The 25,937-nt window shown below is 66.8% G+C and carries 21 protein-coding genes and 2 tRNA genes; 13 read left to right on the forward strand and 10 right to left on the reverse strand.

The window, feature by feature from the left end:
* Positions 1–173 precede the first annotated feature (173 nt).
* The 3 genes from trxB (at position 174) to GP2_RS09240 (ending at position 2,981) form a co-directional block, all read left to right on the forward strand.
* The gene (gene trxB, locus GP2_RS09230) at positions 174–1,187 is read left to right on the forward strand and encodes a thioredoxin-disulfide reductase (protein ID WP_006900230.1); all 1,014 of its coding nucleotides are present in this window, start codon (positions 174–176) and stop codon (positions 1,185–1,187) included.
* A gap of 54 nt (positions 1,188–1,241) precedes the next feature.
* On the forward strand, positions 1,242–1,580 hold the full coding sequence (gene trxA / locus GP2_RS09235) for a thioredoxin (RefSeq protein WP_006900231.1): 339 nt from the start codon (positions 1,242–1,244) through the stop codon (positions 1,578–1,580).
* 267 nt (positions 1,581–1,847) lie between these two features.
* Complete coding sequence (locus GP2_RS09240) at positions 1,848–2,981, forward strand: N-acetylmuramoyl-L-alanine amidase (protein WP_006900232.1); 1,134 nt, start codon at positions 1,848–1,850, stop codon at positions 2,979–2,981.
* Here GP2_RS09240 and GP2_RS09245 read toward each other — a convergent pair.
* The 9 genes from GP2_RS09245 to rpmH all read right to left on the reverse strand — a co-directional run bounded on the left by GP2_RS09245 (position 2,926) and on the right by rpmH (position 12,317).
* The gene (locus tag GP2_RS09245; protein WP_006900233.1) at positions 2,926–3,798 is read right to left on the reverse strand and encodes a hypothetical protein; all 873 of its coding nucleotides are present in this window, start codon (positions 3,796–3,798) and stop codon (positions 2,926–2,928) included. The genes GP2_RS09240 and GP2_RS09245 overlap by 56 nt on opposite strands.
* Positions 3,799–3,944: 146 nt before the next feature.
* Complete coding sequence (locus GP2_RS09250; RefSeq protein ID WP_006900234.1) at positions 3,945–4,985, reverse strand: ParB/RepB/Spo0J family partition protein; 1,041 nt, start codon at positions 4,983–4,985, stop codon at positions 3,945–3,947.
* 67 nt (positions 4,986–5,052) lie between these two features.
* Positions 5,053–5,913 (reverse strand): ParA family protein, encoded by an 861-nt coding sequence (locus tag GP2_RS09255; RefSeq protein ID WP_244941186.1) that lies wholly within the window; start codon positions 5,911–5,913, stop codon positions 5,053–5,055.
* Between the two features lie 314 nt (positions 5,914–6,227).
* Complete coding sequence (gene rsmG / locus GP2_RS09260) at positions 6,228–6,932, reverse strand: 16S rRNA (guanine(527)-N(7))-methyltransferase RsmG (protein WP_006900236.1); 705 nt, start codon at positions 6,930–6,932, stop codon at positions 6,228–6,230.
* Positions 6,933–9,402: 2,470 nt separating this feature from the next.
* Positions 9,403–9,993 carry a Jag family protein gene (locus GP2_RS09265; protein ID WP_040526695.1) on the reverse strand — a complete coding sequence of 197 codons (591 nt, stop codon included), beginning with the start codon at positions 9,991–9,993 and terminating at the stop codon, positions 9,403–9,405.
* A 49-nt stretch (positions 9,994–10,042) separates the two neighbouring features.
* Positions 10,043–11,227 carry a membrane protein insertase YidC gene (gene yidC / locus GP2_RS09270; protein WP_006900239.1) on the reverse strand — a complete coding sequence of 395 codons (1,185 nt, stop codon included), beginning with the start codon at positions 11,225–11,227 and terminating at the stop codon, positions 10,043–10,045.
* Between the two features lie 28 nt (positions 11,228–11,255).
* A complete protein-coding gene (gene yidD / locus GP2_RS09275; protein WP_006900240.1) occupies positions 11,256–11,699 on the reverse strand; it encodes a membrane protein insertion efficiency factor YidD in 444 nt (147 codons plus the stop codon).
* Positions 11,696–12,127 carry a ribonuclease P protein component gene (gene rnpA, locus GP2_RS09280; protein WP_006900241.1) on the reverse strand — a complete coding sequence of 144 codons (432 nt, stop codon included), beginning with the start codon at positions 12,125–12,127 and terminating at the stop codon, positions 11,696–11,698. The genes yidD and rnpA overlap by 4 nt, the downstream gene beginning before the upstream one ends.
* A 46-nt stretch (positions 12,128–12,173) precedes the next feature.
* Positions 12,174–12,317 carry a 50S ribosomal protein L34 gene (gene rpmH, locus GP2_RS21170; protein WP_006900242.1) on the reverse strand — a complete coding sequence of 48 codons (144 nt, stop codon included), beginning with the start codon at positions 12,315–12,317 and terminating at the stop codon, positions 12,174–12,176.
* Positions 12,318–12,833: 516 nt separating this feature from the next.
* On the opposite strand from rpmH, the gene dnaA reads away from it, so the two are divergent.
* The 9 genes from dnaA to GP2_RS09325 all read left to right on the forward strand — a co-directional run bounded on the left by dnaA (position 12,834) and on the right by GP2_RS09325 (position 24,411).
* Positions 12,834–14,381, forward strand: coding sequence for a chromosomal replication initiator protein DnaA (gene dnaA, locus GP2_RS09285; RefSeq protein ID WP_006900243.1), 1,548 nt, complete (start codon positions 12,834–12,836; stop codon positions 14,379–14,381).
* An 825-nt stretch (positions 14,382–15,206) separates the two neighbouring features.
* Positions 15,207–16,376, forward strand: coding sequence for a DNA polymerase III subunit beta (dnaN, locus tag GP2_RS09290; protein ID WP_006900244.1), 1,170 nt, complete (start codon positions 15,207–15,209; stop codon positions 16,374–16,376).
* Positions 16,377–16,413: 37 nt separating this feature from the next.
* Positions 16,414–17,592, forward strand: coding sequence for a DNA replication/repair protein RecF (recF, locus tag GP2_RS09295; protein ID WP_006900245.1), 1,179 nt, complete (start codon positions 16,414–16,416; stop codon positions 17,590–17,592).
* On the forward strand, positions 17,589–18,179 hold the full coding sequence (locus GP2_RS09300; RefSeq protein WP_006900246.1) for a DUF721 family protein: 591 nt from the start codon (positions 17,589–17,591) through the stop codon (positions 18,177–18,179). Before recF ends, GP2_RS09300 begins: the two co-directional genes overlap by 4 nt.
* Positions 18,180–18,553: 374 nt before the next feature.
* The gene (gyrB, locus tag GP2_RS09305; protein ID WP_006900247.1) at positions 18,554–20,614 is read left to right on the forward strand and encodes a DNA topoisomerase (ATP-hydrolyzing) subunit B; all 2,061 of its coding nucleotides are present in this window, start codon (positions 18,554–18,556) and stop codon (positions 20,612–20,614) included.
* 47 nt (positions 20,615–20,661) lie between these two features.
* A complete protein-coding gene (gene gyrA / locus GP2_RS09310; protein ID WP_006900248.1) occupies positions 20,662–23,157 on the forward strand; it encodes a DNA gyrase subunit A in 2,496 nt (831 codons plus the stop codon).
* A 116-nt stretch (positions 23,158–23,273) separates the two neighbouring features.
* Positions 23,274–24,137: a DUF3566 domain-containing protein gene (locus GP2_RS09315; protein WP_006900249.1), complete on the forward strand. Its 864-nt coding sequence runs from the start codon at positions 23,274–23,276 to the stop codon at positions 24,135–24,137.
* 67 nt (positions 24,138–24,204) lie between these two features.
* Positions 24,205–24,278 (forward strand) — tRNA-Ile (locus GP2_RS09320).
* 57 nt (positions 24,279–24,335) lie between these two features.
* Positions 24,336–24,411, forward strand: a tRNA-Ala gene (locus GP2_RS09325).
* 120 nt (positions 24,412–24,531) lie between these two features.
* On the opposite strand, the gene GP2_RS09330 is transcribed toward GP2_RS09325, so the two are convergent.
* Positions 24,532–25,098, reverse strand: coding sequence for a dihydrofolate reductase family protein (locus GP2_RS09330; protein ID WP_006900250.1), 567 nt, complete (start codon positions 25,096–25,098; stop codon positions 24,532–24,534).
* 74 nt (positions 25,099–25,172) lie between these two features.
* On the opposite strand from GP2_RS09330, the gene GP2_RS09335 reads away from it, so the two are divergent.
* Positions 25,173–25,742 carry a TetR/AcrR family transcriptional regulator gene (locus tag GP2_RS09335; RefSeq protein ID WP_006900251.1) on the forward strand — a complete coding sequence of 190 codons (570 nt, stop codon included), beginning with the start codon at positions 25,173–25,175 and terminating at the stop codon, positions 25,740–25,742.
* The last annotated feature ends 195 nt before the right edge of the window (positions 25,743–25,937 follow it).

Genomic DNA, 25,937 nt, shown 5'->3' on the forward strand with positions numbered 1-25,937 from the left:
CCCGACCGCATCGACCAGGCAATACTTTCGGTCGCCACTGCGCGTAAGCTGCGTCACCACGCTGCACGGGCCCGCCCTGACCGGGAACATCTCCGCATAGTCTTGTGTTGAAGCAGCGTGACCGCGCCGGTACGTCCGGCGTATCCCGCACATCCCACCAGCACGGAGGACGTATGAGCCAGGCAGAGACCCCGCAGATCCACGAACTGATCATCATCGGATCGGGTCCTGCCGGGTACACCGCGGCGATCTACGCCGCGCGCGCCGAACTCTCGCCCATCGTCTTCGAGGGGACCCAGTTCGGCGGCGCGCTGATGACGACCACCGAGGTCGAGAACTTTCCCGGCTTCCGCAACGGCATCCAGGGTCCCGAACTCATGGACGAGATGCGTGAGCAGGCCATTCGCTTCGGCGCGGACCTGCGCATGGAGGACGTCGACACCGTCCGCCTCGAGGGCGACATCAAGGAGGTCGAGGTCGGCGGCGAGGTGTTCCGCGCCCGTGCGGTGATCCTCGCCATGGGTGCCGCGGCCCGCTACCTGGGGGTCGAGGGCGAGCAGGAACTGCTCGGCCGCGGCGTCTCCGCCTGCGCGACCTGCGACGGCTTCTTCTTCAAGGACCAGGACATCGCCGTCATCGGTGGTGGCGACTCGGCGATGGAGGAGGCCACCTTCCTCACCAAGTTCGCCCGCAGCGTCACCCTGATCCACCGCCGCGACGAGTTCCGCGCGTCGAAGATCATGCTCGAACGCGCACGCGCCAACGAGAAGATCCGCTTCGTGACCAACGCCGCGGTGCGGAAGGTGATCGGTGACGGCTCCGTCCAGGGTCTCGAGATCGAGGACACCCGCACCGGCGAGGTCAGCACGCTGGACGTGACCGGCATGTTCGTCGCGATCGGTCACGATCCGCGCAGCGAGCTCGTCCGCGGACAGGTCGAGCTCGACGACGCCGGCTACGTTGTCGTGCGGGGCCGTACCACCTACACCTCGCTGCCCGGCGTGTTCGCAGCCGGTGATCTGGTCGACCACACCTACCGCCAGGCGATCACCGCCGCAGGCAGCGGTTGTTCGGCGGCCATCGACGCCGAGCGTTGGCTCGCCGAGCAGGGGGAGGCGCCGGCCCACACCGTCGATTCCGAGGCCGCGTCGGTCTCCGATGTCGACTCGGTCCAGGCCCCTGCCTGACCCGTCCCGACCAGACTTCTTCGAACTTTCCTCGTCCACCAAGGAGGACACATCATGGGTGCACACACCGTCGTCGTGAACGACACCACGTTCAAGGACACCGTCCTGAACGCCGACAAGCCGGTCCTCGTCGACTTCTGGGCGACCTGGTGCGGCCCGTGCCGCATGGTCGCGCCGGTTCTCGAGGAGATCGCGCGTGATCACGGCGACAAGCTGACCGTCGCCAAGCTCGACGTGGACGAGAGTCCCGCCACTGCCCGCGACTTCCAGATCATGTCGATCCCGACCATGATCCTGTTCGAGAAGGGTCAGCCGGTGAAGACGATCGTGGGCGCCAAGGGCAAGGCCGCACTTCTTCGCGAACTCGACTCGGTGGTCGGCAAGACCGCCTGACCTGCAGAGCTCATCACTTCGACGACGAGCGTCCGACGGGTGAACGACCTGGTCGTCCGCCCGCGGGCTCTCGTCGTTGGTAGTCTCGGCCCGGGTCTCACCCGTCGGGGGCGTATCTCCGGCGTCACTGCTGTCGCTCGGCGGTGAGTTTGGTGTAGTGAACTTCAGCTGAGACAATTCTGGCTGATACCGACCGGTGCCGCCGACGCGGACCACCGGACCTCGCGAGCAGGAGATATCTGCGGCGAACGTATGAGGGGTGACGACATGCCATTGTTCCGACTCGGGGATCACGGCTCGGCAGTTGCCGAGATCCGCGCAATCCTGGTCGGGCTCGGACTGTTGCCCGGAGGTGAAGGAGACGTCTTCGACGACGAGTGTGACCGTGCCATCCGTGCGTTCCAGCAGCAGCGCGGCCTGATCGTCGACGGGATCGTCGGTCCCCAGACCTACCGGGTCCTGCGCGAGGCGTCCTACCGTCTCGGCGCCCGTGTGCTCTCGTACCAGCTCTCGGCACCGATGGTCGGTGACGATGTCGCCACCCTGCAGAGTCGTCTCCAGAACCTCGGCTACTACACGTCGCTCGTCGACGGCATCTTCGGCCCCAACACCCACAACGCGGTCTGTCTGTATCAGAGCGAGTACGGCCTCGCGTCCGACGGCATCTGCGGACCGGCCACGCTCCGCTCCCTCGAGCGCCTGGGCACCCGGGTGACCGGCGGGTCGCCGTACGCCATCCGCCAGGAAGAAAAGGTCCGCCGTTCCGGCCCCCAGCTGTCCGGCAAGCGGATCCTCATCGATCCCGGCTCGGGCGGGCTGCACCCGCTGTCTACTGGCGAGCTCGCCGAACGCGAGTCGGATCTGCTGTGGGATCTCGGCGCCCGCCTCGAGGGACGGATGTCCGCCGCCGGCATGCAGACGTTCCTGTCACATGACGGCCGCGGTCGTCCCACGGACAACGAACGTGCTCGCGTCGCCAACCTCATGGACGCGGATCTGATGATCTCGCTGCGCTGCGCGCACTACAAGAACGAGCGCGCCAACGGCGTCGCCAGCTTCTACTTCGGGAACAACCACAACTCGTACTCGACCATCGGGCGCAATCTCGCCGGATTCATCCAGCGCGAGATCGTCGCCCGCACACCGCTGACCGACTGCCGTACCCACGAACGGACGTGGGATGTCTTGCGGCTCACCAGAATGCCCGTCGCGCTCATCGACGTCGGGTACATCACCAATCCGCGCGACGCGGCGATCCTCGCTGATTCGGACTGGCGCAACGTGATCGCCGATGCGATTCTGGTCGCGGTGAAGCGCCTGTACCTGCTCGATCAGGACGATCGCCCTACTGGCACTTACACTTTCGCGGAACTACTGGCCGCGGAGAACGCCTCGCACTGACCCGCGGCCGTCCCGCGCCCACCGGGACCGCCGTGCGCTCTTGGCTGGTCAGCTCGATCTCGGCCATGATCACCAGCTTCTCCAGCGCGCTCTCGACTTCGAACTTCCAGCCGAGACCCGCATCGAGTTCCAGACGGAATCGCGGGAACCTCGGATGCGATGCCACGACATCGAATCCGGAATCCTTCAGGAACGCCGCGTCGATCATGCATTCCGGGCAGAGATCGGACCTCGGACCCTCCAGGATTTCGCGAGCCACCTCGATGATGACCTGATCGGTCCAGAAGTCGAGGTCGGGGAGAGCACCTGTACTGGTGAAGCTCGTAGACGAGATGGAGACATTTTCGACCGAGGCCGATTCGCCCGTCCCGGGGTCGTCGGCGGTACCGGCGTCGGAACCCCCACGCACCAGGCCGAACGACTCCACTGCTCGCACACCGCGGCGGATGAGGTCACCGACCACGGCGTCGAGCAGGATCGGTGCCACCTCCTCATGACCCGGCTCCGTACGAAGACTGGTGAGCAAGACCGCGTCGGGGCTCACCGGGGATGTGGGGAAGTACTGCGACCGTGGCACCCGGCCGGGAGGTGCATAGAACGCAGTTCCGACGACCGCGTTGGTCGTCGACTCGATTGCCACCTGCCCGCACGCGCCCCACTCGAGGAGCAGACCGGAGAACCACGCCTCCTTGTCGAACTCGCTCTCGTACGGAGCTCCGTCGGTGGCCGGCTCGACCTCCCAGAAGACACAACGGCGAGTGTGCTGGGGTAGGGACTCGAAGGATCCGAGTTCCAGGCGCACGATCGACACGCTCATGTCAGCGAACTCCGGCCCGACAGCACGACGCTACGAAAGTCATTGCGTTGCAACCGTTCTGGGCGTACCAGCGGGTGCCGGGTCCATCTATCGTCACAGTGACATTACTTCCGCGTGTGCCTGGTTGGAGAAACCTCGCCGTGAGATCACTTCTTCGGGTTGATGAACTCGACGATGCGCTCCAAGTCATCGACCGACCCGAACTCCACGACGATCTTCCCCTTCCTCTTCCCAAGACTGACTGTAACCCGGGTGTCCAGGGTGTCGGAGAGTCGCTCGGCGAGGTCTTGCAGGCCGGGCATCTGCATCGGCTTGCGCTTCTGGGCCGGCGACTTGGCCTCGGGACCGTCACCGCGGTTCATCAGGGTGACCGCCTCCTCGGTCGCCCGGACGGACAGGCCCTCGGCGACGATGCGGGCCGCGAGAGCCTCCTGCGCCTCGCTTCCCGCGTCCAGAGCAAGCAGGGCACGGGCATGACCCGCAGACAACACACCGGCCGCGACGCGTCGCTGGACCGGAATCGGCAGCTTCAGCAGCCGGATCATGTTGGTGATGAGCGGCCGCGACCGTCCGATCTTCGCGGCGAGTTCCTCGTGGGTGACCCCGAACTCCTCGAGCAGCTGCTGGTACGCGGCAGCCTCTTCGAGGGGATTCAGCTGTGCCCGGTGAATGTTCTCCAGCAGCGCATCGCGTAGGAGGTCGCCGTCGGGAGTCTCACGGACGATCGCGGGGATGGCGTCGAGGCCGACCTCTTGGCTCGCACGCCAGCGACGCTCGCCCATGATGATCTGGTACTTGATGCCCTCCGGAGTCGGCTCCTTCAGGCGGCGCACCACGATCGGCTGCATGAGGCCGAACTCGCGGATCGAGTGGACGAGCTCGGCCATCTGCTCGTCGTCGAAGACGGTGCGCGGCTGCTTCGGGTTCGGCTGGATCTCCGCCGGTGGGATCTCGCGATACACCGCACCGGTCTCCTCGGCCGACAGGGGAGTGGTGGCCGTGGGCACATCGGTCGTCGGTGCGGCGGCACCATTCGCCGTTGCACTCTTGCCCCCGATGACGACGTCGGCAGCCGCATTCCCGAGACGCGGAGCGTTGCTCTGATCCTCCGTCGGACCGGTCGGGATGAGGGCCGCCAGTCCGCGACCGAGTCCGCCACGCCGCGTCGCAGTGTCTCGTTGACTCATGCCTCTACCTCCACTCGGAACAGCAAGACCGGGGTGAACTGAAGTCTCGGACTCATCGGCTCATCGCTCATGCCGAGGTCTCCGAGGCGCCGCGCAGAGCGAGCTCACGTGCGGCGTCGAGGTAACTCATCGCGCCACGTGAACCGGGGTCGTACTCGATGATGGTCATCCCGTATCCGGGCGCCTCCGACACCTTGACGCTGCGCGGAATGATCGTGCTGAGCACCTTGTCGCCGAAGTGGCTACGCACTTCCTCGGCCACCTGATCGGCAAGCTTGGTCCGGCCGTCGTACATCGTGAGGATGATCGTGGAGACATGGAGTTCGCGGTTGAGGTGCGCCTGGACGAGCTCGATGTTCCGTAGAAGCTGACCGACACCTTCCAGCGCGTAGTACTCGCACTGAATGGGGATCAGAACCTCACGCGCGGCAACCATCGCGTTGACCGTCAGCAGCCCCAGCGACGGCGGGCAGTCGATGAACACGTAGTCGATCTCGTACTCGGCGAGAAGCTCGTCCGAGAGGGCATTCCGAAGTCGGTTCTCGCGGGCGACGAGGGACACGAGCTCGATCTCCGCGCCGGCCAGGTCGAGCGTCGCCGGCACGCAGTAGAGCCCCTTCTGGCTTGGGGACTCCTGGATGGCCTCCCTCAGCGTCACCTCGCCGAGGAGTAGTTCGTAGACCGACGCGATGTCCTGCGCACGATGGTCGATCCCGAGCGCGGTGCTGGCGTTGCCCTGGGGATCGAGGTCCACGACCAGAACACGGAGACCGCGGAGCGCGAGGCCTGCCGCGAGGTTGACGGCTGTCGTGGTCTTGCCGACGCCGCCCTTCTGGTTCGCGACGGTCATGATGCGGGTGTGAGCGGGGCGGGGGAGTTGCCCCGCGCCACCGGGAGTCAGCACCTGGCTCGCACGGGCGGCCGCCATCGCGATGGGGGTGTCGGCGTACGTTTCGTCGGCGATCGGCGAGCCTCCGGTGGTCGTCGTTTCACGTGAAACTTTCCGGGTTTTGTCGACCACGCGGGCACTCCTTTGACCGACCAGATGGGCGTGAGGGTCGTCGGTTCCGGCAGTGGTGGCGCCGGCTTCGACGGTTGCAGAATCGTCCACGGGGGCGGGCTGGACCGTGCCTCCGGAACGCTTCTTATTCTGCGCCTTGCGCGGACTCCACACCAATTCGGATCTCCTCTGTGCGCGCCGTCTTCGGGCCGAACCCAGACGGATGGGTCTGTCGGTGTCGGTCAGCGCCGACGCGACTTCTTGGATCGGACGGCTTCGGTCTTCGTGCCGATGACGACCGTGGTCGGCGTCTCCAACGATTCACCGCAGGTTGACACCCGTAGATCGGTGATCCCGGTACGCCCGACAACTGCACGATCGCGCTCGATCTCGTCTGCCGCCGATGACCCCTTGATGGCGATCATCTGGCCGCCGGCGGCCACGAGGGGAGCGCACCACTTCGCCAGACGTTCCAGCGGAGCCACCGCGCGGGACGTGACGACTTCTGCAGTTCCCACCTCGGAACGAACCGCCTTCTCTTCTGCTCGCCCCCGGACGACACGAACGTTCGTCAACCCGAGCGCTTCGACGGTTCGCTCGAGGAACGTACTCCGACGGAGCAACGGCTCGATCAGGGTGATCTCCAGGTCTGGCCGGGCAATCGCGAGAGGCACACCTGGGAGGCCCGCCCCGCTACCGATGTCGAAGATGTTGACGCCGTCGGGGATCAGTTCGGCTACGACCGCGCAATTGAGAATGTGACGATCCCACAGTCGCGGCACCTCTCGGGGTCCGATCAAACCATGGTCGATGCCGTCAGTCGCGAGAATGCGCCAGTACCCTTCAGCCAACTCCAGTCGGTCACCGAAGACGCCTCGGGCACTACCCGGCGGAACCTGCAATGCGTCAAGGTCGGAATGGTCTTCGGGTTGAGCGTCTGCCGACACCGGGCCTCCGTTTCTGATCGGGGTCAGACTCTAGTGTTTCACGTGGAACCGACGGCTCCACAGGGTCCGTCCAGATCCGCACGGAACGGCACTGTTTCACGTGAAACACACGGATGTAAGACGCTCCGGTCGAGGACTCGGTTCCGAGACAAGGATCGACAGAGCGCGGAATCCAACTGCCTGATCAGGCCGCTCGAAGGTCGTCATCTCGCCCACCCTCGGCATCCCATCTCGATGGTCTTGCCCGCGACAAGTCCCACCGCACATTGCTGAATCGACCGCAGTCGCGTGGGACCCGGACCCGTCACTCAGGGAGAGTCCCGCCGAGCACGCTCTTCACATCCAAGCCCAGCACACCGACCGAGTCCTTCCTCGACGATCTGAACCTCAGCCCGGCCGACGTCGGCCAGTCCCCAGTAACCGTCACCTCGGCATCGGGGACAACAAGCGACGCGGGAGCCTTGCCGAGCACCCTCCGGTCCGTGCACCACGGTGCGTCGGTGAACGCTGCGAGGGAGGCCACCGCGCCGGCAACTCGGCGCAGCCACCCCCGCTTGCACAGCCTGCCCGTCGACGGATCGGTCCCCGGCTCTATCACTCGGGGAGGGGAGCTCCCGCTCCGGAACCGTGATGCCGGCGATCTCAGCCGCTCGCCGCGGCGTAGGTGCTCGCGCGATCGGCAAGACAGGCCTGTGCGTCAAGGAGAGCCCGCCGGCGTGGGACCGAGCATGTCCGTCCGAGACACGCGGACGGGAGACATGCTCCGGTTGCGGCGGATCCGACACCCACAGCACGGCAGCGGCGGAACCGCGCGCTGGTCCGCGCTTCTGGTGCCACGCGATCGGCGCCGAGGCTTGACCGTTCCGCCGACGGTGATGGCGTTGCGCGCGCAGCAGTCGTGGCAGGGCTCGGAGTTCACCCGTCCTCTATCCCGATTCCGCCGACTCTGCCATCTCCTGACCTATGTGCTGTCCGCCTGCCACGTGTCGGCACCATGCACTGGAACAGACTCACCCACCGGCAGGGGCGGGTGTTCCCGTCGGCCACAGAGGACGACGCGTAAGTCTTCGGCCGGGCGACGAACCGTCCACAAACGTGACAGCAACTTTCGTCCACCTACTTACACCGATGTGTTTCACGTGAAACACCGACCGAATTCTCCCGGGACGGCCCACTCGACCGGGGGAGGGGAGACCCGGCGCGACAGGTCTCCGAACCCGCCTCAGTCGCCACTCACGCGGCCTGCGGAGAACCCCCGCTGGGCCATCGGCGGGCTTCGACTCATGAAGACACCCACCGACGGGACCCCGGCCAACCGAGCACCAACCGACCCCGGCACCGTCCGAACCGCAGACCAGGGGAGCGGTAGCGCACCACCGCCTTCGCGGTAGTCCCGGGCAGTCGGTGGTGGTATTGCCCATGCCTCACGCCCCGTCGATGCACCACGGTCGCCAGGATCCGCTCGACCCACGCACACCACTCCGCACCGCGCCGCACCGCGCCGCACCGCCCCATACCGCCCCAGGGAGACACGACCGGACGCCAGCGCGTCCGAGCAATCGACGTCGCGCACGGTCGACGTCGGTCATCTACACGGAACCCACCGGCGCCGTCACTTTCGGCAGGTCGAGCCTCCGAGTCGCGGCCCGCAAGCGACCCCGCATCCCGCGATCGTTCGTGCGGACCAGTCCGTCCAATGTCCCGCAGGTCGGCTTCGGTTCCACCGGGACTGCCACCCGTTGACCGGTCGAAGAGTCACGACTTCACGGGACATCATCCTCGAGCCGAGGCCCTCGGGTATCGAAGGTCGGCCGATCTCTGTCGCCCGACATCCTCACCGTTTCAACGGCAGCGGTGTCGCTGTGCCGCCGCGAGAGAAGCGGCCCGCCGCCGTCGCCGGGGTAACCCGGGCACGACGCGCCCTGACGCCCGTCCGTGTGCCGTGCCCGTGTGCCGTGCCAGAGTTCCTTCCGCCCCGACCCGCGCCGACGGGCTTCGTCGACGACTCGGTACGCCGTGCGGTGCGGGCGGCTCACCCGGAGGGTGGGCACCGAGGTCGACCGCCAGGTCGGCATCGACGCGCCTCCGTGTCGCACGCGATCCCCGGTCGCTATCCGAGGAAGGGACTGAGCAATTGCCGGCGACATCTATGCCCGATCTATGTCGCCACCGACGACGATCGCAGAGTCGGCCCACCGCGTTTCGTCACGTGATGATTCGAACCCCTAGTGGTAGGAACACCCGTCAACGGCGCCGAAATGTCCGGTTCTGCGACTCCGGCTCCCACCAATCCCGCTGTGCACAGCCGTGCTGGGGGAGGGAAGCGGTGACAGAGACGACCCCGGTTTCACGTGAAACAAGCCGCCGAACAACACCGATGTAATTCAGCCGCGCACACCCCCTACATACACTTCAGGCCCCGACCTGTTCGGTCGGGGCCTGAAGAGGGCTTCCGGTCAGCCGTGGGACATCACTCGGGGAGGACGACGACTCGGCGCTTCGGCTCCGCACCCTCGCTCTCGCTGATCACTCCGTCGACGGCGGCGACGGCGTCGTGCACGATCTTCCGCTCAAACGGGGTCATGGGATCGAGGGCCTCACGCTCGCCCGAGTCGCGAACGCGCTCGGCAACCTCGCGACCCAGACGCGCCAGACGCTCTCGGCGATCAGCGCGCCAGCGCGAGATGTCGAGCATCAGGCGGCTGCGCTCGCCGGTCACCTGCTGAACCGCGAGCCGGGTCAGTTCCTGGAGAGCGTCGAGCACCTCGCCCTTGCGGCCCACGAGCTTGGTGAGATCGTCACCCCCGTCAATGCTCACGACCGCACGGTCACCGTCCACGTCGAGGTCGATGTCGCCGTCGAAATCGAGGATGTCGAGCAACTGCTCGAGGTAATCGCCGGCGATCTCACCCTCTTCGACGAGCCGATCCTCGTCGTCTTCGAAGTCGTCGTCGGCCACATCCTCGACGCCGGTGTCGGTCGTCTCGTCGATATTGGTCTGGTTCTCGGCGTCCTGCGCCTGTGGCTTCGAACCGGTCTGAGTTGCAGTCTCAGCTGTCATCTCAATCACCTAACTGTGTGCTTCTTCGAACAAGTCTTGTGCGGTCGCGTCACCGCTTGCGTTTGCCGCCGCCGCGCTTCGCGTTGGGCTTGCCGCCCTTGTTGCCGGATTGCTTCTTGGAACCCGGACCGGCTCCCGCGCCGGAGCGGTTCGGTTTCTGACCGGGCTTGGGCTTGCTGCCGGCTGCGCCACTGGTGGGGGAGTCCTCGGTCTTCGACGACGCGTCGGCCTCCGTCGCCGACTCCTCCTCGCCACCCTTGGCCAAGGAGACCGACCCGGACTGCTTCGGCTGGGCGCCGCCCTTCTTCTTCTGCGGATCCGGACGCGCACCCGGCTTGGGGGCGTTCGCCTTCAGCTTCTCCTGCTTGAGGCGACGGGCCTCTTCCTCTTCCTTGGCGATCTTGCCGAAGACCAGGTGCTGCTGGCCGTAGGTCCAGATGTTGTTGCTCATCCAGTAGAGCAGGATCGCAACCGGGAAGAACGGGCCGGTGACGAGGATGCCGATCGGGAAGATGTACAGCGCGAGGTTGTTCATCATCCGGGTCTGCGGGTTCTCGAGAGCGGCCTCCGGCTGGCGGGATACCGACGCACGCGAGTTCATGTGGGTCGCGATCGAGGCGATGATCATCATCGGCACGACGACATACGCGATGTTCATGCGCGTGAAGTCGACCTCGGCTCCCGGCGTCACGAACGCCTGGAACTCGGTGACCGGCTCGGTCAGGTAGGCCGACAGCGGGACGCCGAACAGACGGGCGTCGAGGAAGTTCTGCACCTGGTCGGCACTGAAGACGTAGTTGCCGGTGGAGCGGGTCTCCGCGGCACTCATGCCGAGCTGCCCCATGCCGGTGCCCATGCGGTTGAACGAACGCAGCACGTGGAACAGACCGATGAACACCGGGATCTGCAGGAGCATCGGCAGGCAGCCGAGGAGGGGGTTGAACCCGTGCTCACGCTGGAGCTTCTGCATCTCCTCGGTCATCTTGACCCGGTCCTTGGCGTACTTCTTCCGGATCGCCTGGAGCTGCGGGTTGATCTCCTGCATCTTCTTCGTGGTGCGGATCTGCTTCACGAAGGGCTTGTAGAGGATCGCGCGCAGGGTGAAGACGAGGAAGACCACCGACAGTGCCCAGGCGATGCCGTTGCCACCGGGCGTGTCGGGCGTGACATGGCTGAACAGCCAATGCCAGACCCACATGATCCCGGACACCGGGTAGTAGATGAAGTCGAGCACGGGTCAGATACCCCTCACTTGTTGTTCTCTAGGTGGAATCATCCCGTCGGGACGGGTGCTGTGTGTCGTGGCCGCTCCCACCGGTGCGGAGACGGCTCACCAGGTCATGCCACAGATCGCGAGGCCCCCGTTCAGGGACCGGGTCGTATCCGGGCTTGTGCCAGGGACCGCACTTCAGGAGACGGATGACCGCCAGCGTGGAGCCGTACACGAATCCGTGCCGTTCGAGGGCTTCGACCGCGTAGCCCGAACATGTCGGCTCGAAGCGGCAGGTCGGCAGCCGCATCGGCGAGATCCAGGTCCGGTAGAGCTCTATGAGAAAGATGACCGTCCGCCGGGGCAGGAGACGCATGCCCGTCCTCAGCCGTGCGGCGAGCGAGGGCGTGTCGGTGGACGGATCGTGCCGAGCGGCAGGTGTCGACGAGGAAGTGGGGGAGTGGTCCGCCCGGTCGTCCAGCTCGGCGTCGATCATCGTCCGACACCCACGTCGACCGGGGCGGTCATCGTTCGCGTCAGCTCCGCGACCTTCCGGCCGGTGAGCACCGAACGGAGCTGCTCGGCCAGTTCGTCACTGCTCGACTCGGCCGCACTACGACGAGCCCGGAGCACCACGAAGGTCTCCGGGCTCGGGCAGAGGTGTCGGGTCGCCGCGAAAGCGGCTCGCAGGCGTCGGGCCACCGTGTGACGGACCACCGCGTTTCCCACGGACTTGCTCACGACCAGGCCCAGCCATGGACCACCGGTCATGGCCACGTCGCGTCGCAGACCACTCGGGTCCGGCCAGCGCGGGCCCACCGGGGCGAGGTGGACGACGAAGTCACGAGCGTTCACCCGCGCACCGGACTTCAGGGTGCGTGAGAAGTCGGATCCGCGAGTGATCCGATGAGAAGACGCAGTCATCGATCAGCTGACCGGATCCGCTGCGAATCCGGTGGGAAGCCGACGATCAGGCGGTGAGCTTCGCGCGGCCCTTGCTGCGACGAGCGCTGACGATGGCGCGGCCGGCGCGGGTCCGCATGCGAAGACGGAAGCCGTGCTTGCGAGCGCGACGACGGTTGTTCGGCTGGAAAGTACGCTTGCCCTTGGCCACGGTGACTCCTTGGTGCTCCCTGTGAGCACGGCGGTTGCCCGCACGTGACCCACATGTTGTCGTTGGTCGGTTGATCCAGGACGGTGCCGAACTGGTGTCGGTGATGAACTCGGCGAACATGACAAATCGCCGCGCAAATCCGCAACCTGGATGACCAGTCGAGACTACTGAGAGCGGCCGCTCAAATCAAACGCGGTCCCCGGACCCGGGGAATGGCCCCTCACCAGGTGTGTTCTGCACCACCTCACCCGCGGCGCCCGATCACCCCGGACCAATTGCACCGAACTCTTTGTGACCGTCCCGTCGCTCTGCTAATTTGCTCAGAGCGTCGGCCGCGGTGGACCGCGGGCACTGACAGGGACAGATGCCGCAGGAGCCGGGTGACCGACCGAAGTCCTCAGCTCGTCAACCCTTTGTACACAGGTGTGGATAACTCTGTGGACAGTTGGGTTCGACGACGTCGATGCCACTGCCCTCGTCAACGCTGGTAGTTTTCCGGGTCAGGAGGCCAGCCCCGTGACTTCAGACCGCGACACTTTCGGCGAGGTGTGGCAGCGAGTCGTCGCCGAACTCAACGACGACGAAGCCGCACGCGACCACGAACCACTGACCCGCCAGCAGAAGGCCTGGCTGTCACTGGTTCGACCCCTCACGCTCACCGAGGGTTTTGCACTGCTGACGGTTCCGACCGCTCTCGTGCAGGAACAGATCGAGCGCAACCTGCGCGAGACCATCCGATCGGTGTTGAGCCGACACCTCAACGAACCCGTCGACCTCGGCGTCCGGGTCGCCACCCCGCGCAATGACGAGCCGCCGGCCGATCCGGCACCGCCCACGCCTCCGGATCCCCGGGTGAACGCCGTGGGCGCCGGCATCGACCACTCGGCGGCGCCGCCCGGGACCACTTTCGGCGCCGGCTTCACCGCGGGTGCGGCCGCCGGGCCGACCGCCCCGGGCACCGACGCCCACCGGCCCTCGGGCGATTGGGCGTCCTACTTCGCCGAGCGGCCCACGAGCACACCGTCGACCTCGGGGGCGAACCTCAACCCGAAGTACACGTTCGACACCTTCGTGATCGGTGCGTCGAACCGCTTTGCCCACGCTTCCGCGGTTGCGGTCGCCGAGGCGCCGGCCCGCGCGTACAACCCGCTGTTCATCTGGGGTGAGTCCGGCCTGGGCAAGACCCACCTGCTCCATGCCGCCGGGCACTACGCGCAGCGGCTGTACCCCGGCATGCGGGTCAAGTACGTCTCGACCGAGGAATTCACCAACGACTTCATCAACTCGCTGCGTGACGACCGGCGCGTGGCGTTCAAGCGGCGCTACCGCGACGTCGACATCCTGCTGGTCGACGACATCCAGTTCCTGGTGGGCAAGGAAGGTATCCAGGAGGAGTTCTTCCATACCTTCAACACCCTCCACAACGCGAGCAAGCAGATCGTCATCTCCTCGGACCGTCCACCGAAACAGCTTGCGACACTTGAGGATCGACTCCGCACGCGGTTCGAGTGGGGCCTCATCACCGACGTGCAGCCGCCGGATCTGGAGACGCGGATCGCGATCCTCCGCAAGAAGGCCCAGATGGACAACATCTCGGTGCCCGACGACGTCCTCGAGCTGATCGCGTCGAAGATCGAGCGCAACATCCGCGAACTCGAGGGCGCCCTGATCCGCGTCACCGCCTTCGCCTCGCTCAACGACGCCGCACTCGACAAGTCGCTCGCCGACGTCGTCCTGCAGGCGCTCCTGCCCAACTCCGGCACCCTCGAGGTCAGTGCGGCGAGCATCCTCGCCATCACCGCCGAGTACTTCGACGTCTCCGTCGAGGAGCTGCGCGGACCGGGCAAGACGCGCTCCATCGCCCAGGCTCGCCAGATCTCGATGTACCTGTGCCGTGAGCTCACCGACCTGTCGCTGCCGAAGATCGGTGAGACGTTCGACCGCGACCACACCACGGTCATGTACGCCGAACGCAAGATCCGCAAGGAGATGGCCGAGCGCCGCAAGGTCTACGACCACGTCCAGGAGCTCACCGCCCGCATCAAGCAGCGCGCGATCGGCTGAGACCGCCACGATCGCTTCAGACGTACACGTGCCCATCACCCCGGCGGGGTGGTGGGCACGTCTGTATCGGGCGCCCACGCGCCGCAGAGGCCCAGGGGAGGGGAGTAGGCCCGAGGGCGGGCATCGGCCTGGACGGGGGAGCGCCCCAGCGGGTCCTCGGCGTGCGTGTGCTCACCGGGTTCCGGTGGGACGACGCCCCGGCGGCGCAGGCCTCTCGACGACGACCGCGGGGGTCGACAACGACAACCCTCGCGCTCCACTCGAGACTCCTTCTCACCCGGATCCGCACCGGATCCCGGGTGTCAGCCCCCTCCCGCCGCGATCGGCGACCTGCGAAATCACATCGTTCACAGTTGTGGACAACTCTGGGGATAACCGTGGATGACCTGTGCAACGACAGTGGACGGCCGGCGAACAACGAGAGTTGTCCACAAACTCTTGTGATTCTGCTCGACGTCAGTCCACCGATCATTCACATCGCCGAACCCGCTCCGACTGGGCGGATCCGCCGGTTGTCCACAGATTCCACACTCCCTACTACTGAGATGGATCCTTCTCTAAAGGAAACTCTTTTGTAAGAAGGTCTGTGTACACACCGGCCGCCGCGAGCCGTCCCCGACCGAGCCGCGGCCGGCGAATGACAAGCACCCTCGACTTGGCCCCAACCATCCCGGTCTCGGGGTGGGCGTTCTACAGTGGGATTCCCGGAAGTGGGACGTGATCGACGTTGCGCGGATCCGAGCCGAGTGATCGGGCTGTGGTCGACGCACGTCCCGACCACCGGACACCGGCGATCCGCACGAGAGAGAAGGGCAACCACCCAGCATGAAGTTCCGTGTCGCACGTGACGAGTTCGCTGATTCCGTCGCCTGGGTCGCCCGCAGCCTGCCTTCTCGTCCGCCCGTGCCGGTTCTCGGTTGTGTGGTCCTGAACGTCGGCGACACCGGCCTGACCGTCTCCGGCTTCGACTACGAGGTCTCGGCCCAGGAGAACCTGGGCGCCGAGGTCGCCGAACCGGGTCAGGTGCTCGTCTCCGGACGCCTGCTGGCCGACATCACCAAGGCCCTTCCCAACAAGCCCGTCGACGTCACCCTCGACGGCGCGCGTGTCGCGATCACCTGCGGCAGCGCCAAGTTCTCCCTGCCGACGATGCCGGTCGAGGACTACCCGCAGCTCCCGGACATCCCGGCCATCACCGGCACCATCCCGTCCCAGCTGTTCGCCGAGGCGATCTCGCAGGTGGCGGTCGCCGCGGGCAAGGACGACACCCTGCCGATGCTCACCGGCATCCGCGTGGAGATCGAGGGCAACTCGGTGGTTCTCGCGGCCACCGACCGTTTCCGTCTCGCGGTGCGTGAACTCCAGTGGGAGCCGACGGATCCGGACACCAAGGGCGCCGTGCTGGTGCCGGCCAAGACGCTCGCCGAGAGCGCGAAGACCGCGGGCGCGGAGGGCACCGGCATCGTCTCCCTCGCCTTCGGCTCGGGCGCCAACATCGGATCCGACGGCATCCTCGGCATTCTCGGCGAGACCAAGAAGACCACCACGCGGTTGCTCGACGCGGAGTTCCCGAAGTTCCGCCAGCTGCTTCCCGCGAGCCACACCTCGGTCGCGACGATCGAGAGCGCCCCGCTGATCGAGGCGATCCGCCGTGTCGCGCTGGTCGCCGAGCGCGGTGCGCAGGTCCGCATGGAGTTCACCGAGGGATCCGTGCTGCTCACCGCCGGCGGCGACGAGGCAGGCAAGGCCGAGGAGGAGCTGCCCGTGCAGTTCCACGGCGAGCCGCTGACCATCGCGTTCAACCCGGGTTACCTGCAGGACGGCCTGTCGGCGATCAACGCCGACACCGTCGACTTCGGCTTCACCACCCCGAGCCGTCCGGCGGTCCTGCGGCCGGCGAGCGGCGAGGATCCCGTCGCCGACGAGTCCGGCGCCTTCGTCGCGCCCGAGAGCGCGTTCAGCTACCTGCTGATGCCGGTCCGCCTGCCGGGCTGATCCGCACCGGATCCCCGCCGACCACCCGCACCGACCCGTGTTCGTTCGTGAGCTGCATCTGAGGGATTTCCGCTCGTGGCGGGCCGTCGATCTCGACCTGCGGCCCGAACCGACGGTCTTCACCGGGCGCAACGGCTTCGGCAAGACAAACCTCCTCGAGGCCCTGTTCTACCTGTCGACGCTGCGGTCGCACCGGGTGAGCTCCGACGCCCCGCTGGTCCACGCCGGGGTATCGTCTGCGCTGGTCACGGCGACGGTCGAGAACGACGGCCGCGAGCTCACCGCGGAGTTGCGGATCAACGCCGAGGGAGCGAACAAGGCGTCGATCAACACCAGTCCGGCCCGTCGTCCGCGGGATCTGCTCGGGATCCTGCGCACGGTGTTGTTCGCACCGGAGGACCTGTCCCTGGTGCGCGGGGATCCGAGCGACCGTCGCCGCTTCATCGACGAACTCGTGGCACAGCGGGGACCTCTGTGGGTCGCGGCACGGGCCGACTACGACCGGGTGCTGCGGCAGCGGGCGGCGCTGTTGAAGACGGCCGCCGCCGCTCTTCGTCGCGGCGGCGACCAGGCGGCGTCGGTCATCAGCACACTCGACGTGTGGGACGCGCAGCTCGCCGACCTCGGCGGCCAGGTCACCTCGGCCCGGCTCCAGGTCCTGGCCGAACTCGAACCGCATTTCGCCCGCTCGTACGCGTCGATCGCCCCCCATTCCCGCCCGGCGACGCTGCGGTACCGGGCCGCGGGTGGGGCCGAGTTCCCGTCCGCCGACGCCGCGGACATCCGCGACATCCTGGCCGCCCGCCTGGTCGACCTCCGCGACAAGGAGATCGAACGGGGCATGTGCCTGGTGGGTCCGCACCGCGACGATATCGACATCGTGCTCGGCAAAGATGTGGCGAAAGGCTTTGCCTCCCACGGTGAATCGTGGTCGCTCGCACTGGCGCTGCGACTCGGATCCGTCGAGCTGACCCGCGCCGAGGGCGTCGAGCCGGTCATCATGCTCGACGACGTGTTCGCCGAGCTCGACGCCAAGCGGCGCGAGAAGCTCGTGGCCTTCACCGCGGGGGCGGAACAGCTGCTCATCACCGCCGCGGTCGCCGAGGACATCCCGGCCGAGATCGGCGGACGTCGCATCCACGTCGACGTCGTCGAGGACGAGGAAGGGCGTCGCTCGACAATCGTCGCCGACGAGTCCGCAGGGGGTGCCGAATGAGTGATCAAGGACACGTCCCGCCGGAACCGAACGACACGCCGGACAAGTCGGGCCGCCCGCTCGAGCCCGGTGAACTGGGTGGATACGAGCGCGCGCGGCGTGCGCTGGAGGAGGCGCGGGCGGCGGCGCGGGCCGCCGGCAAGTCGGTGGGCCGCGGTCGCGCCTCCCCGGTGCGTCGCACGAATCGCGGCTCCGGGACCCGTAAGCGGTGGTCGGGGGCCGGCCCCGACGGCCGGGATCCGCAGCCGTTCGGCCGCCTCGTGTCCAGCATCGCCAAGGAGCGTGGCTGGCAGGAGAAGATCGGCGAGGGCACGGTCTTCGGCATGTGGGAGCAGATCGTGGGTGCCGACATCGCTGCCCATGCAAAGCCGGTTGCGTTGCGCGACAACATCCTTCACGTCCAGGCGGAATCCACGGCATGGGCGACGCAGTTGCGGTACGTGCAGTCGCAGATCATCGCGAAGATCGCGGCGGCCGTGGGCGACGGGATGGTCAAGCAGTTGAGGATCAGCGGACCGAAGGGCCCGTCCTGGCGCAAGGGGGAGCGCCACATCCGTGGTCGGGGTCCGCGCGACACCTACGGCTGAGGGGCGGTCGCGACCGACGGCCGGCACCGGCCTAGCAGACTCGGCCGCACATTACTAGTCAATGGCCGCTGTGAGCCGTTTTTCCTCCCCGGACCACGGTCGAATGGGGGCGGACCCGAAAAAATCGGTCTGAGGGCCTGTTAGCGGCCCCGGATGCGCGTTCCAGGGCGGGTCAGGCAGTACAATGGTGGGAGTTGTCCCGACAGGGGCGCGCCACGGCAACCGACACCGCCGCATCCAGCCCGTCCGGGGAGTCCCCCGACGGGGGTCCGCGTGCGCGTGTGAGCCACCGCGTCCCGGGTCGAGTAGATCGACGGCGGATCCCGGGGCCTTCCCGTTTCCGCCGGTGAGCAGAACAGGAGCGGACGCACCTCGTGGCCGACACCAACGACACCGGACCGAAGAAGCAGAAGAAGGCGGCCGAATACGGCGCCGACTCGATCAACATCCTCGAAGGTCTGGAAGCCGTCCGCAAACGACCCGGCATGTACATCGGTTCCACCGGTGAGCGCGGACTGCACCACCTGATCTGGGAGGTCGTCGACAACTCGGTCGACGAGGCGATGGCCGGCTTCGCCACTCGCGTCGACGTCACCCTTCTCGAGGACGGCGGCGTGCAGGTCGTCGACGACGGCCGCGGCATCCCGGTGGAGATGCACCGCACCGGCGTCCCGACCGTGGAGGTCGTGCTCACCCAGCTGCACGCCGGCGGCAAGTTCGACTCCGACTCCTACGCGGTCTCCGGCGGTCTGCACGGTGTCGGCATCTCGGTGGTCAACGCGCTGTCGACCAAGGTCGAACTCGAGATCGAGCGCGACGGCCACCACTGGGAACAGACCTACACCAACGCCAAGCCCGGCGAGCTGATCAAGGGCGAGCCGACCAAGAAGACCGGCACGGTCGTCCGGTTCTGGCCGGACCCGGAGATCTTCACCGAGACCACCCGGTTCAACGCCGAGACCGTGGCGCGCCGCCTGCAGGAGATGGCCTTCCTCAACAAGGGCTTGACCATCACCCTGACCGACCAGCGTCCGCAGGCGGTCGAGGCCCCCGGCGACGGCAACGGCGACAGCGAGCCGAGCACCGCCGAGGTCGCCGAGGCGGTCAAGAGCGAGACGGAGAAGGCGGAGGCAGCGGCCAAGCCGAAGACCCGCACGTACTACTACCCGGACGGCCTCGTCGACTACATCAAGCACCTCAACCGCACCAAGCAGCCGATCCACAACACGGTGATCGGCTTCTCGGCCAAGGGCGAGGGGCACGAGGTCGAGATCGCGATGCAGTGGAACGCCGGCTACTCCGAGTCGGTGCACACCTTCGCCAACACGATCAACACCCACGAGGGTGGCACCCACGAAGAGGGTTTCCGCGCGGCGCTGACCAGCACGGTCAACAAGTACGCGCTGGAGAAGAAGCTCATCAAGGAGAAGGACGGCAAACTCACCGGCGACGACATCCGCGAGGGTCTCGCGGCGGTCATCTCGGTGAAGGTCTCCGATCCGCAGTTCGAGGGCCAGACCAAGACCAAGCTCGGCAACACCGAGATCAAGGGCTTCGTCCAGCGCACCTGCAACGAGCACCTGGGCCACTGGTTCGAGGCCAACCCCGCCGAGGCGAAGGTCATCGTCAAGAAGGCGGCCGACTCCGCGCAGGCGCGCATGGCCGCACGTCGCGCGCGAGAGATGGTGCGGCGCAAGACCGCAACCGACATCGGCGGCCTGCCCGGCAAGCTCGCCGACTGCCGCAGCAACGATCCCACCAAGTGCGAGATCTACATCGTGGAGGGCGACTCGGCAGGCGGTTCGGCCAAGTCGGGCCGCGACTCGATGTACCAGGCGATCCTCCCGCTGCGCGGCAAGATCATCAACGTCGAGAAGGCCCGCATCGACCGCGTCCTGAAGAACGCCGAGGTGCAGTCGATCATCACCGCGTTCGGCACCGGCATCCACGACGAGTTCGACATCTCCAAGCTGCGGTACCACAAGATCGTGCTCATGGCCGACGCTGACGTCGACGGCCAGCACATCTCGACCCTGCTGCTGACGCTGCTGTTCCGCTTCATGCGGCCGCTCATCGAGAACGGTCACGTGTACCTGGCACAGCCGCCCCTGTACAAGCTCAAGTGGCAGAAGTCCGAGCCGGAGTTCGCCTACTCCGACCGCGAACGCGACGGCCTCCTCGAGGCCGGACGTGCCGCCGGCAAGAAGATCAACCCCGACGACGGCATCCAGCGCTACAAGGGTCTCGGCGAGATGAACGCCAAGGAGCTGTGGGAGACCACCATGGATCCGGCGGTCCGCGTGCTGCGGCAGGTGACCCTCGACGACGCCGCGGCGGCCGACGAGCTCTTCTCCATCCTGATGGGCGAGGACGTCTCGGCTCGTCGAAGCTTCATCGCCCGCAACGCGAAAGACGTTCGCTTCCTTGACGTCTGATCACGCCAGTCGCACGACTCGCGCAGTGATCGGAGAAAGAACACATCATGACTGACACCACCCTTCCGCCCACCGGCGGCGAAGGCGACCGCATCGAACCCGTCGATCTCGGGCAGGAGATGCAGCGCAGCTACATCGATTACGCGATGAGCGTGATCGTGGGCCGTGCGCTGCCCGAGGTGCGTGACGGCCTCAAGCCCGTGCACCGGCGCCTGCTCTACGCATCCTTCGACGCCGGGTTCCGTCCGGACCGCTCGTACGTGAAGTCGGCGAAACCCGTTGCGGAGACGATGGGTAACTACCACCCGCACGGCGACTCGGCGATCTACGACGCCCTCGTGCGTCTCGCTCAGCCGTGGTCGATGCGCTATCCGCTCATCGACGGCCAGGGCAACTTCGGTTCCCGCGGCAACGACGGCCCGGCGGCCATGCGTTACACCGAGGCCCGCCTGACGCCGCTGGCGATGGAGATGCTCCGCGACATCGGCGAGGAGACCGTCGATTTCATCCCGAACTACGACGGCAAGACCCAGGAGCCGACGGTGCTGCCGTCGCGCATCCCGAACCTGCTGATCAACGGCTCGGGCGGTATCGCCGTCGGCATGGCGACCAACATCCCGCCGCACAACCTCAACGAGGTCGCCGAGGCGGTCTTCTGGGCTCTGGAGAACCCCGACGCCGACGACGAGGCCACTCTCGCGGCGTGCATGGAGCGCGTGAAGGGACCCGATTTCCCCACGGCCGCACTGATCGTCGGCAGCCAGGGCATCAAGGACGCCTACACCACCGGCCGCGGCAGCATCAAGATGCGCGGCGTCGTCGACATCGAGGAGAACAAGGGCACCACCACCCTCGTCATCACCGAGCTGCCCTACCAGGTCAACCCGGACAACCTCATCCAGTCGATCGCCGAGCAGGTCAACGAGGGAAAGCTCAAGGGCATCAGCCGGATCGAGGACCAGTCCTCCGATCGCGTCGGCATGCGGATCGTCGTCACGCTGCGTCGTGACGCGGTCGCGAAGGTCGTGCTGAACAACCTGTACAAGCACAGCCAGCTGCAGACCAGCTTCGGCGCCAACATGCTCTCGATCGTCGACGGCGTGCCGCGGACCCTGCGCCTCGACCAGATGATCCGCCTGTACGTGGCCCACCAGATCGACGTCATCGTGCGTCGCACCCGGTACCGGTTGCGCAAGGCCGAGGAACGCGCACACATCCTGCGCGGTCTGGTGAAAGCCCTTGACGCGCTTGACGAAGTGATCGCGTTGATCCGCCGCTCGGCCAACACCGAGACCGCGCGGACGGGCCTCATCGAGTTGCTCGACATCGACGAGATCCAGGCCGACGCCATCCTGGCGATGCAGCTGCGTCGCCTGTCGGCCCTCGAGCGTCAGAAGATCGTCGACGAGCTCGCCGAGATCGAGCGCGAGATCGCCGACTACAAGGACATCCTCGACAAGCCGGAGCGTCAGCGCGCCATCGTGCGCGACGAGCTCAAGGAGGTCGTCGACAAGTACGGCGACGAGCGTCGGACCAAGATCATCGCCGCCGACGGCGATGTCACCGACGAGGACCTCATCGCCCGTGAGGACGTCGTCGTCACCATCACCGAGACCGGCTATGCCAAGCGCACCAAGACCGACCTGTACCGCAGCCAGCGTCGCGGCGGAAAGGGCGTCAAGGGAGCCGATCTCAAGCAGGACGACATCGTCAAGCACTTCTTCGTGTGCTCGACCCACGACTGGATCCTGTTCTTCACCACCAAGGGCAGGGTGTACCGGGCCAAGGCCTACGAGTTGCCGGAGGCCAACCGCACCGCCCGCGGCCAGCACGTCGCCAACCTGCTGGCCTTCCAGCCGGAGGAGCGGATCGCCCAGATCATCCACCTCAAGTCCTACGAGGATGCGCCGTACCTGGTGCTCGCCACCCGCAACGGCCTGGTGAAGAAGTCGCGCCTGCAGGACTTCGACTCCAACCGGTCGGGTGGCATCGCCGCGATCAACCTCCGCGGCGAGGACGAGCTCGTCGGCGCACAGCTGTGCAGCGCCGACGACGATCTGCTGCTGGTCTCGCAGAAGGGCCAGTCGATCCGCTTCCACGCCGACGACGAGACCCTGCGCCCGATGGGCCGGCAGACCTCCGGCGTCCAGGGCATGCGGTTCAACGCCGACGACACCCTGCTGTCGCTCAACGTCGTGCACGAGAACACCTACCTGCTGGTGGCGACCTCGGGCGGCTACGCCAAGCGGACCGGCATGGACGACTACCCGGTCCAGGGTCGCGGCGGCAAGGGTGTGCTCACCATCGCCCACGATCGCCGGCGCGGTGAACTCATCGGCGCGATCATCGTCGACGACGATTCGGAGCTCTACGCGATCACGTCCAACGGCGGCGTCATCCGCACCGCGGCCAAGCAGGTCCGCAAGGCGGGTCGCCAGACCAAGGGCGTGCGCCTGATGAACCTCGACGAGGGCACGACTCTCATCGCGATCGCCCGCAACGCCGACGAGCCGGATGAGCAGGAGCAGGAAGCCTCCTCCTAGGTAGGGTGAACATCACGTGCAGCCGACGCGTCGGGGACGGTGCAGACCGACCCCGGCGCGTCGGTCCAAAGTCGACGCAGCCCCCCGGAGGGTGACGCCAGAGTGAGGGATTGCCTGTGAGCACACCGAACGAGCCGAACCAGGACAAGAACGGACGCCCCGCAGAGGGTCAGTCCGGTCCGGGCACGGGCACCCCCGGCGGTGGGCTCGTGCCGCCGTGGCAGCGGGGACCGGCCGAGGACTCGTCCGGCTCGGCGCCCACGGAGGCGTTCGACCGCAGCCCCCAGGAGACCCGCAGTGGCCAGGAGAATCGGGGCGGCCCGCCGCCGCGCGGCATCGTGACGACCGCCGACGGTCCCGCCGCCGGGGGCCCGGGCGGGCAGCAGGCACCGGTCACCAAGCTCGACAGCCCCCGGCGCCCCGCGCCCGCGACGGCCACCGAGGACACCAGGTTCGTCGAGTCGCCCACCAGCACCATCGAGCGCGACGACCTGCCCGAGGACGATCTGCCCGATCTCGACCGGATCCATCACACCGCCGATCTGGCGCGCCCGGCCGGGGCCGCGACCGGAGCGAAGGCAGCGCCGCGGTCGGCACCCCGCCAGGTCGGTGCGGGCACCGCACTGCGCGCGACCGTCCAGGTGCGCCGGATCGATCCGTGGGCGACCTTCAAGATCTCCGCGGTGCTGTCGGTGGTCGGGTTCTTCATCTGGATGATCGCCGTCGCCGTGCTGTATCTCGTCTTCGACGGCATGGGCATCTGGGATCAGCTGAACAACAGCTTCGGAACGCTCGTGGCCGAGGAATCCACCTCGTCCGGGGACATCATCGGGGCGGGCACCGTTTTCGGGCTGGCGGCGCTCCTGGGGGCCGTCAACGCCATCCTCATCACCGCACTCGCGACGGTCGGCAGCTACATCTACAACATCTGTGCCGACATGGTCGGCGGGGCCGAGGTGACCCTCGCCGATCTCGATTGAAACGGGCCTCTGACCAGCCGTTTTGGTTGGTTGGGGATCCGTCGGGTAATCTCACTGCTCGGTTCAAGGGCCTATAGCTCAGGCGGTTAGAGCGCTTCGCTGATAACGAAGAGGTCGGAGGTTCAAGTCCTCCTAGGCCCACTGCGACGGTAGATCCACAGCTCCGATTCGCACCCGTCGACCGATCCCGGTCGGCACGGGGCCTTAGCTCAGTTGGTAGAGCGCCGCCTTTGCAAGGCGGATGTCAGGAGTTCGAATCTCCTAGGCTCCACCACTGAACACGAACCGGCAACGCACCACTTCCCACGGGGTGGTGCGTTTCGCTTTTCCGCTCACCTTCTCCGCTCCCGCTCACGCCGAACGGGTGAGCAGGTACGGAACCGGTGAGCGACGATCAGGCCCGCACGTACTCGGTCATCGACACCCCCGACTCGAAATCGCGGTTGCTCACCCGGCGGAAGAGCGCGGGATCGTACGTCCCGGCTGCGAACACCGGGATGCCCGCACCGAACAGCAGGGGTTGCCGTTTGAGGACGAGACGGTCGATCTCGCCGATCAGCTCCGACGCCAGGGTTCCGCCCCCGCACAGCCAGATGTCCTTGCCGTCGGCCGCCTTCAGTTCGCGCACCAGCTCCACCGGGTCGCGGTCGGTGAACGTGACGCCCTCGGCCGGCGGGTAGGACCGGTGGGTGAGTACGAACTGCTCCAGGTGCCGGTAGGGGCTCGTCACGTCCGGCAGGCCTACCTCGTAGGTGTTGGCGCCCATGAGGACGGTGTCGAACGGCCCGGTGCCCTGGTCGATCCCGAGCACCTCGGCGATCCGGGTGGGGATGGCGTCCGGGAACCGGTCGATGCCGGCGTCCATGTGGTCGCCCTCGACGAGAAAGGCGTCGAACTGTCCCTCGGGTCCCGCGATGAAGCCGTCGAGACTCACCGCCACGTAATAGACGAGTTCACGCATCACGGTCTCCGATCACATCAGGTGTAGTGGTTCTGAAACTACAGCAGATGTAGTGATTCGGCTATCGTTCTCCCGTGGCCAGAAACGACGACCGTCGCCGAGCACTCGCCGACGCGGGGATCGCAGTCCTCGCCGGGGAGGGGGCACGGGGGTTGACGCACCGTGCGGTGGACAGGGCGGCAGGGGTGCCCCTGGGCACCACCACGAACTACTTCCGAACGCGCGCCGCGCTGCTCCAAGGACTCGTCGAGCGCATCGGGGAACGGCTGGCACCGAGCGAGGAGTTCCTCGCCGCGAACGCCCATCGAGAACCGAGCCGGGACCTGTTCGCCGACTATCTGCGGAACATCGTCGACCGGTTGCTGACGAACCGGGAGGTGACCATCGCGCTCCTCGAGCTGCGCCTGGAGGGCATTCGACGTCCCGAGGTCGCCGAGATCATCGGCGAGTGGCGTCGCCGCGGCTTCGCCGCCGACGTCGCGTTCAACGAGCAGGCCGGACTACCGGGAACCGCGCGGGAGATCGCGCTCTTCCACCACGCGATCGACGGGCTGGTCCTGGACTCGCTGACGGGACCGTTGCTCGACGAGGAACCGCTCGAGCGCGTCATCGATGCTCTCGTCGCGGGACTCCTGCCCGGGTGAGGCCTGGGCGGTCTTCGGGGCCCTGAGCGAGCCGTGCTGCTCCCAGCGGTCGAGGAACGTCCTCAGCTGCACACTGCCGAGCCATACCGCCCCGGCGATGAAGAGGACGCCCGCGGTCACCGAGGCGGGCCCATACCACCGGTTGTGCCCGACCTGGTCGTCGTAGGTGTGCCCGGACACCTTCGCGAGGATCTC

This window comes from Gordonia paraffinivorans NBRC 108238 (genome assembly GCF_000344155.1).
GTDB lineage: Bacteria > Actinomycetota > Actinomycetes > Mycobacteriales > Mycobacteriaceae > Gordonia > Gordonia paraffinivorans.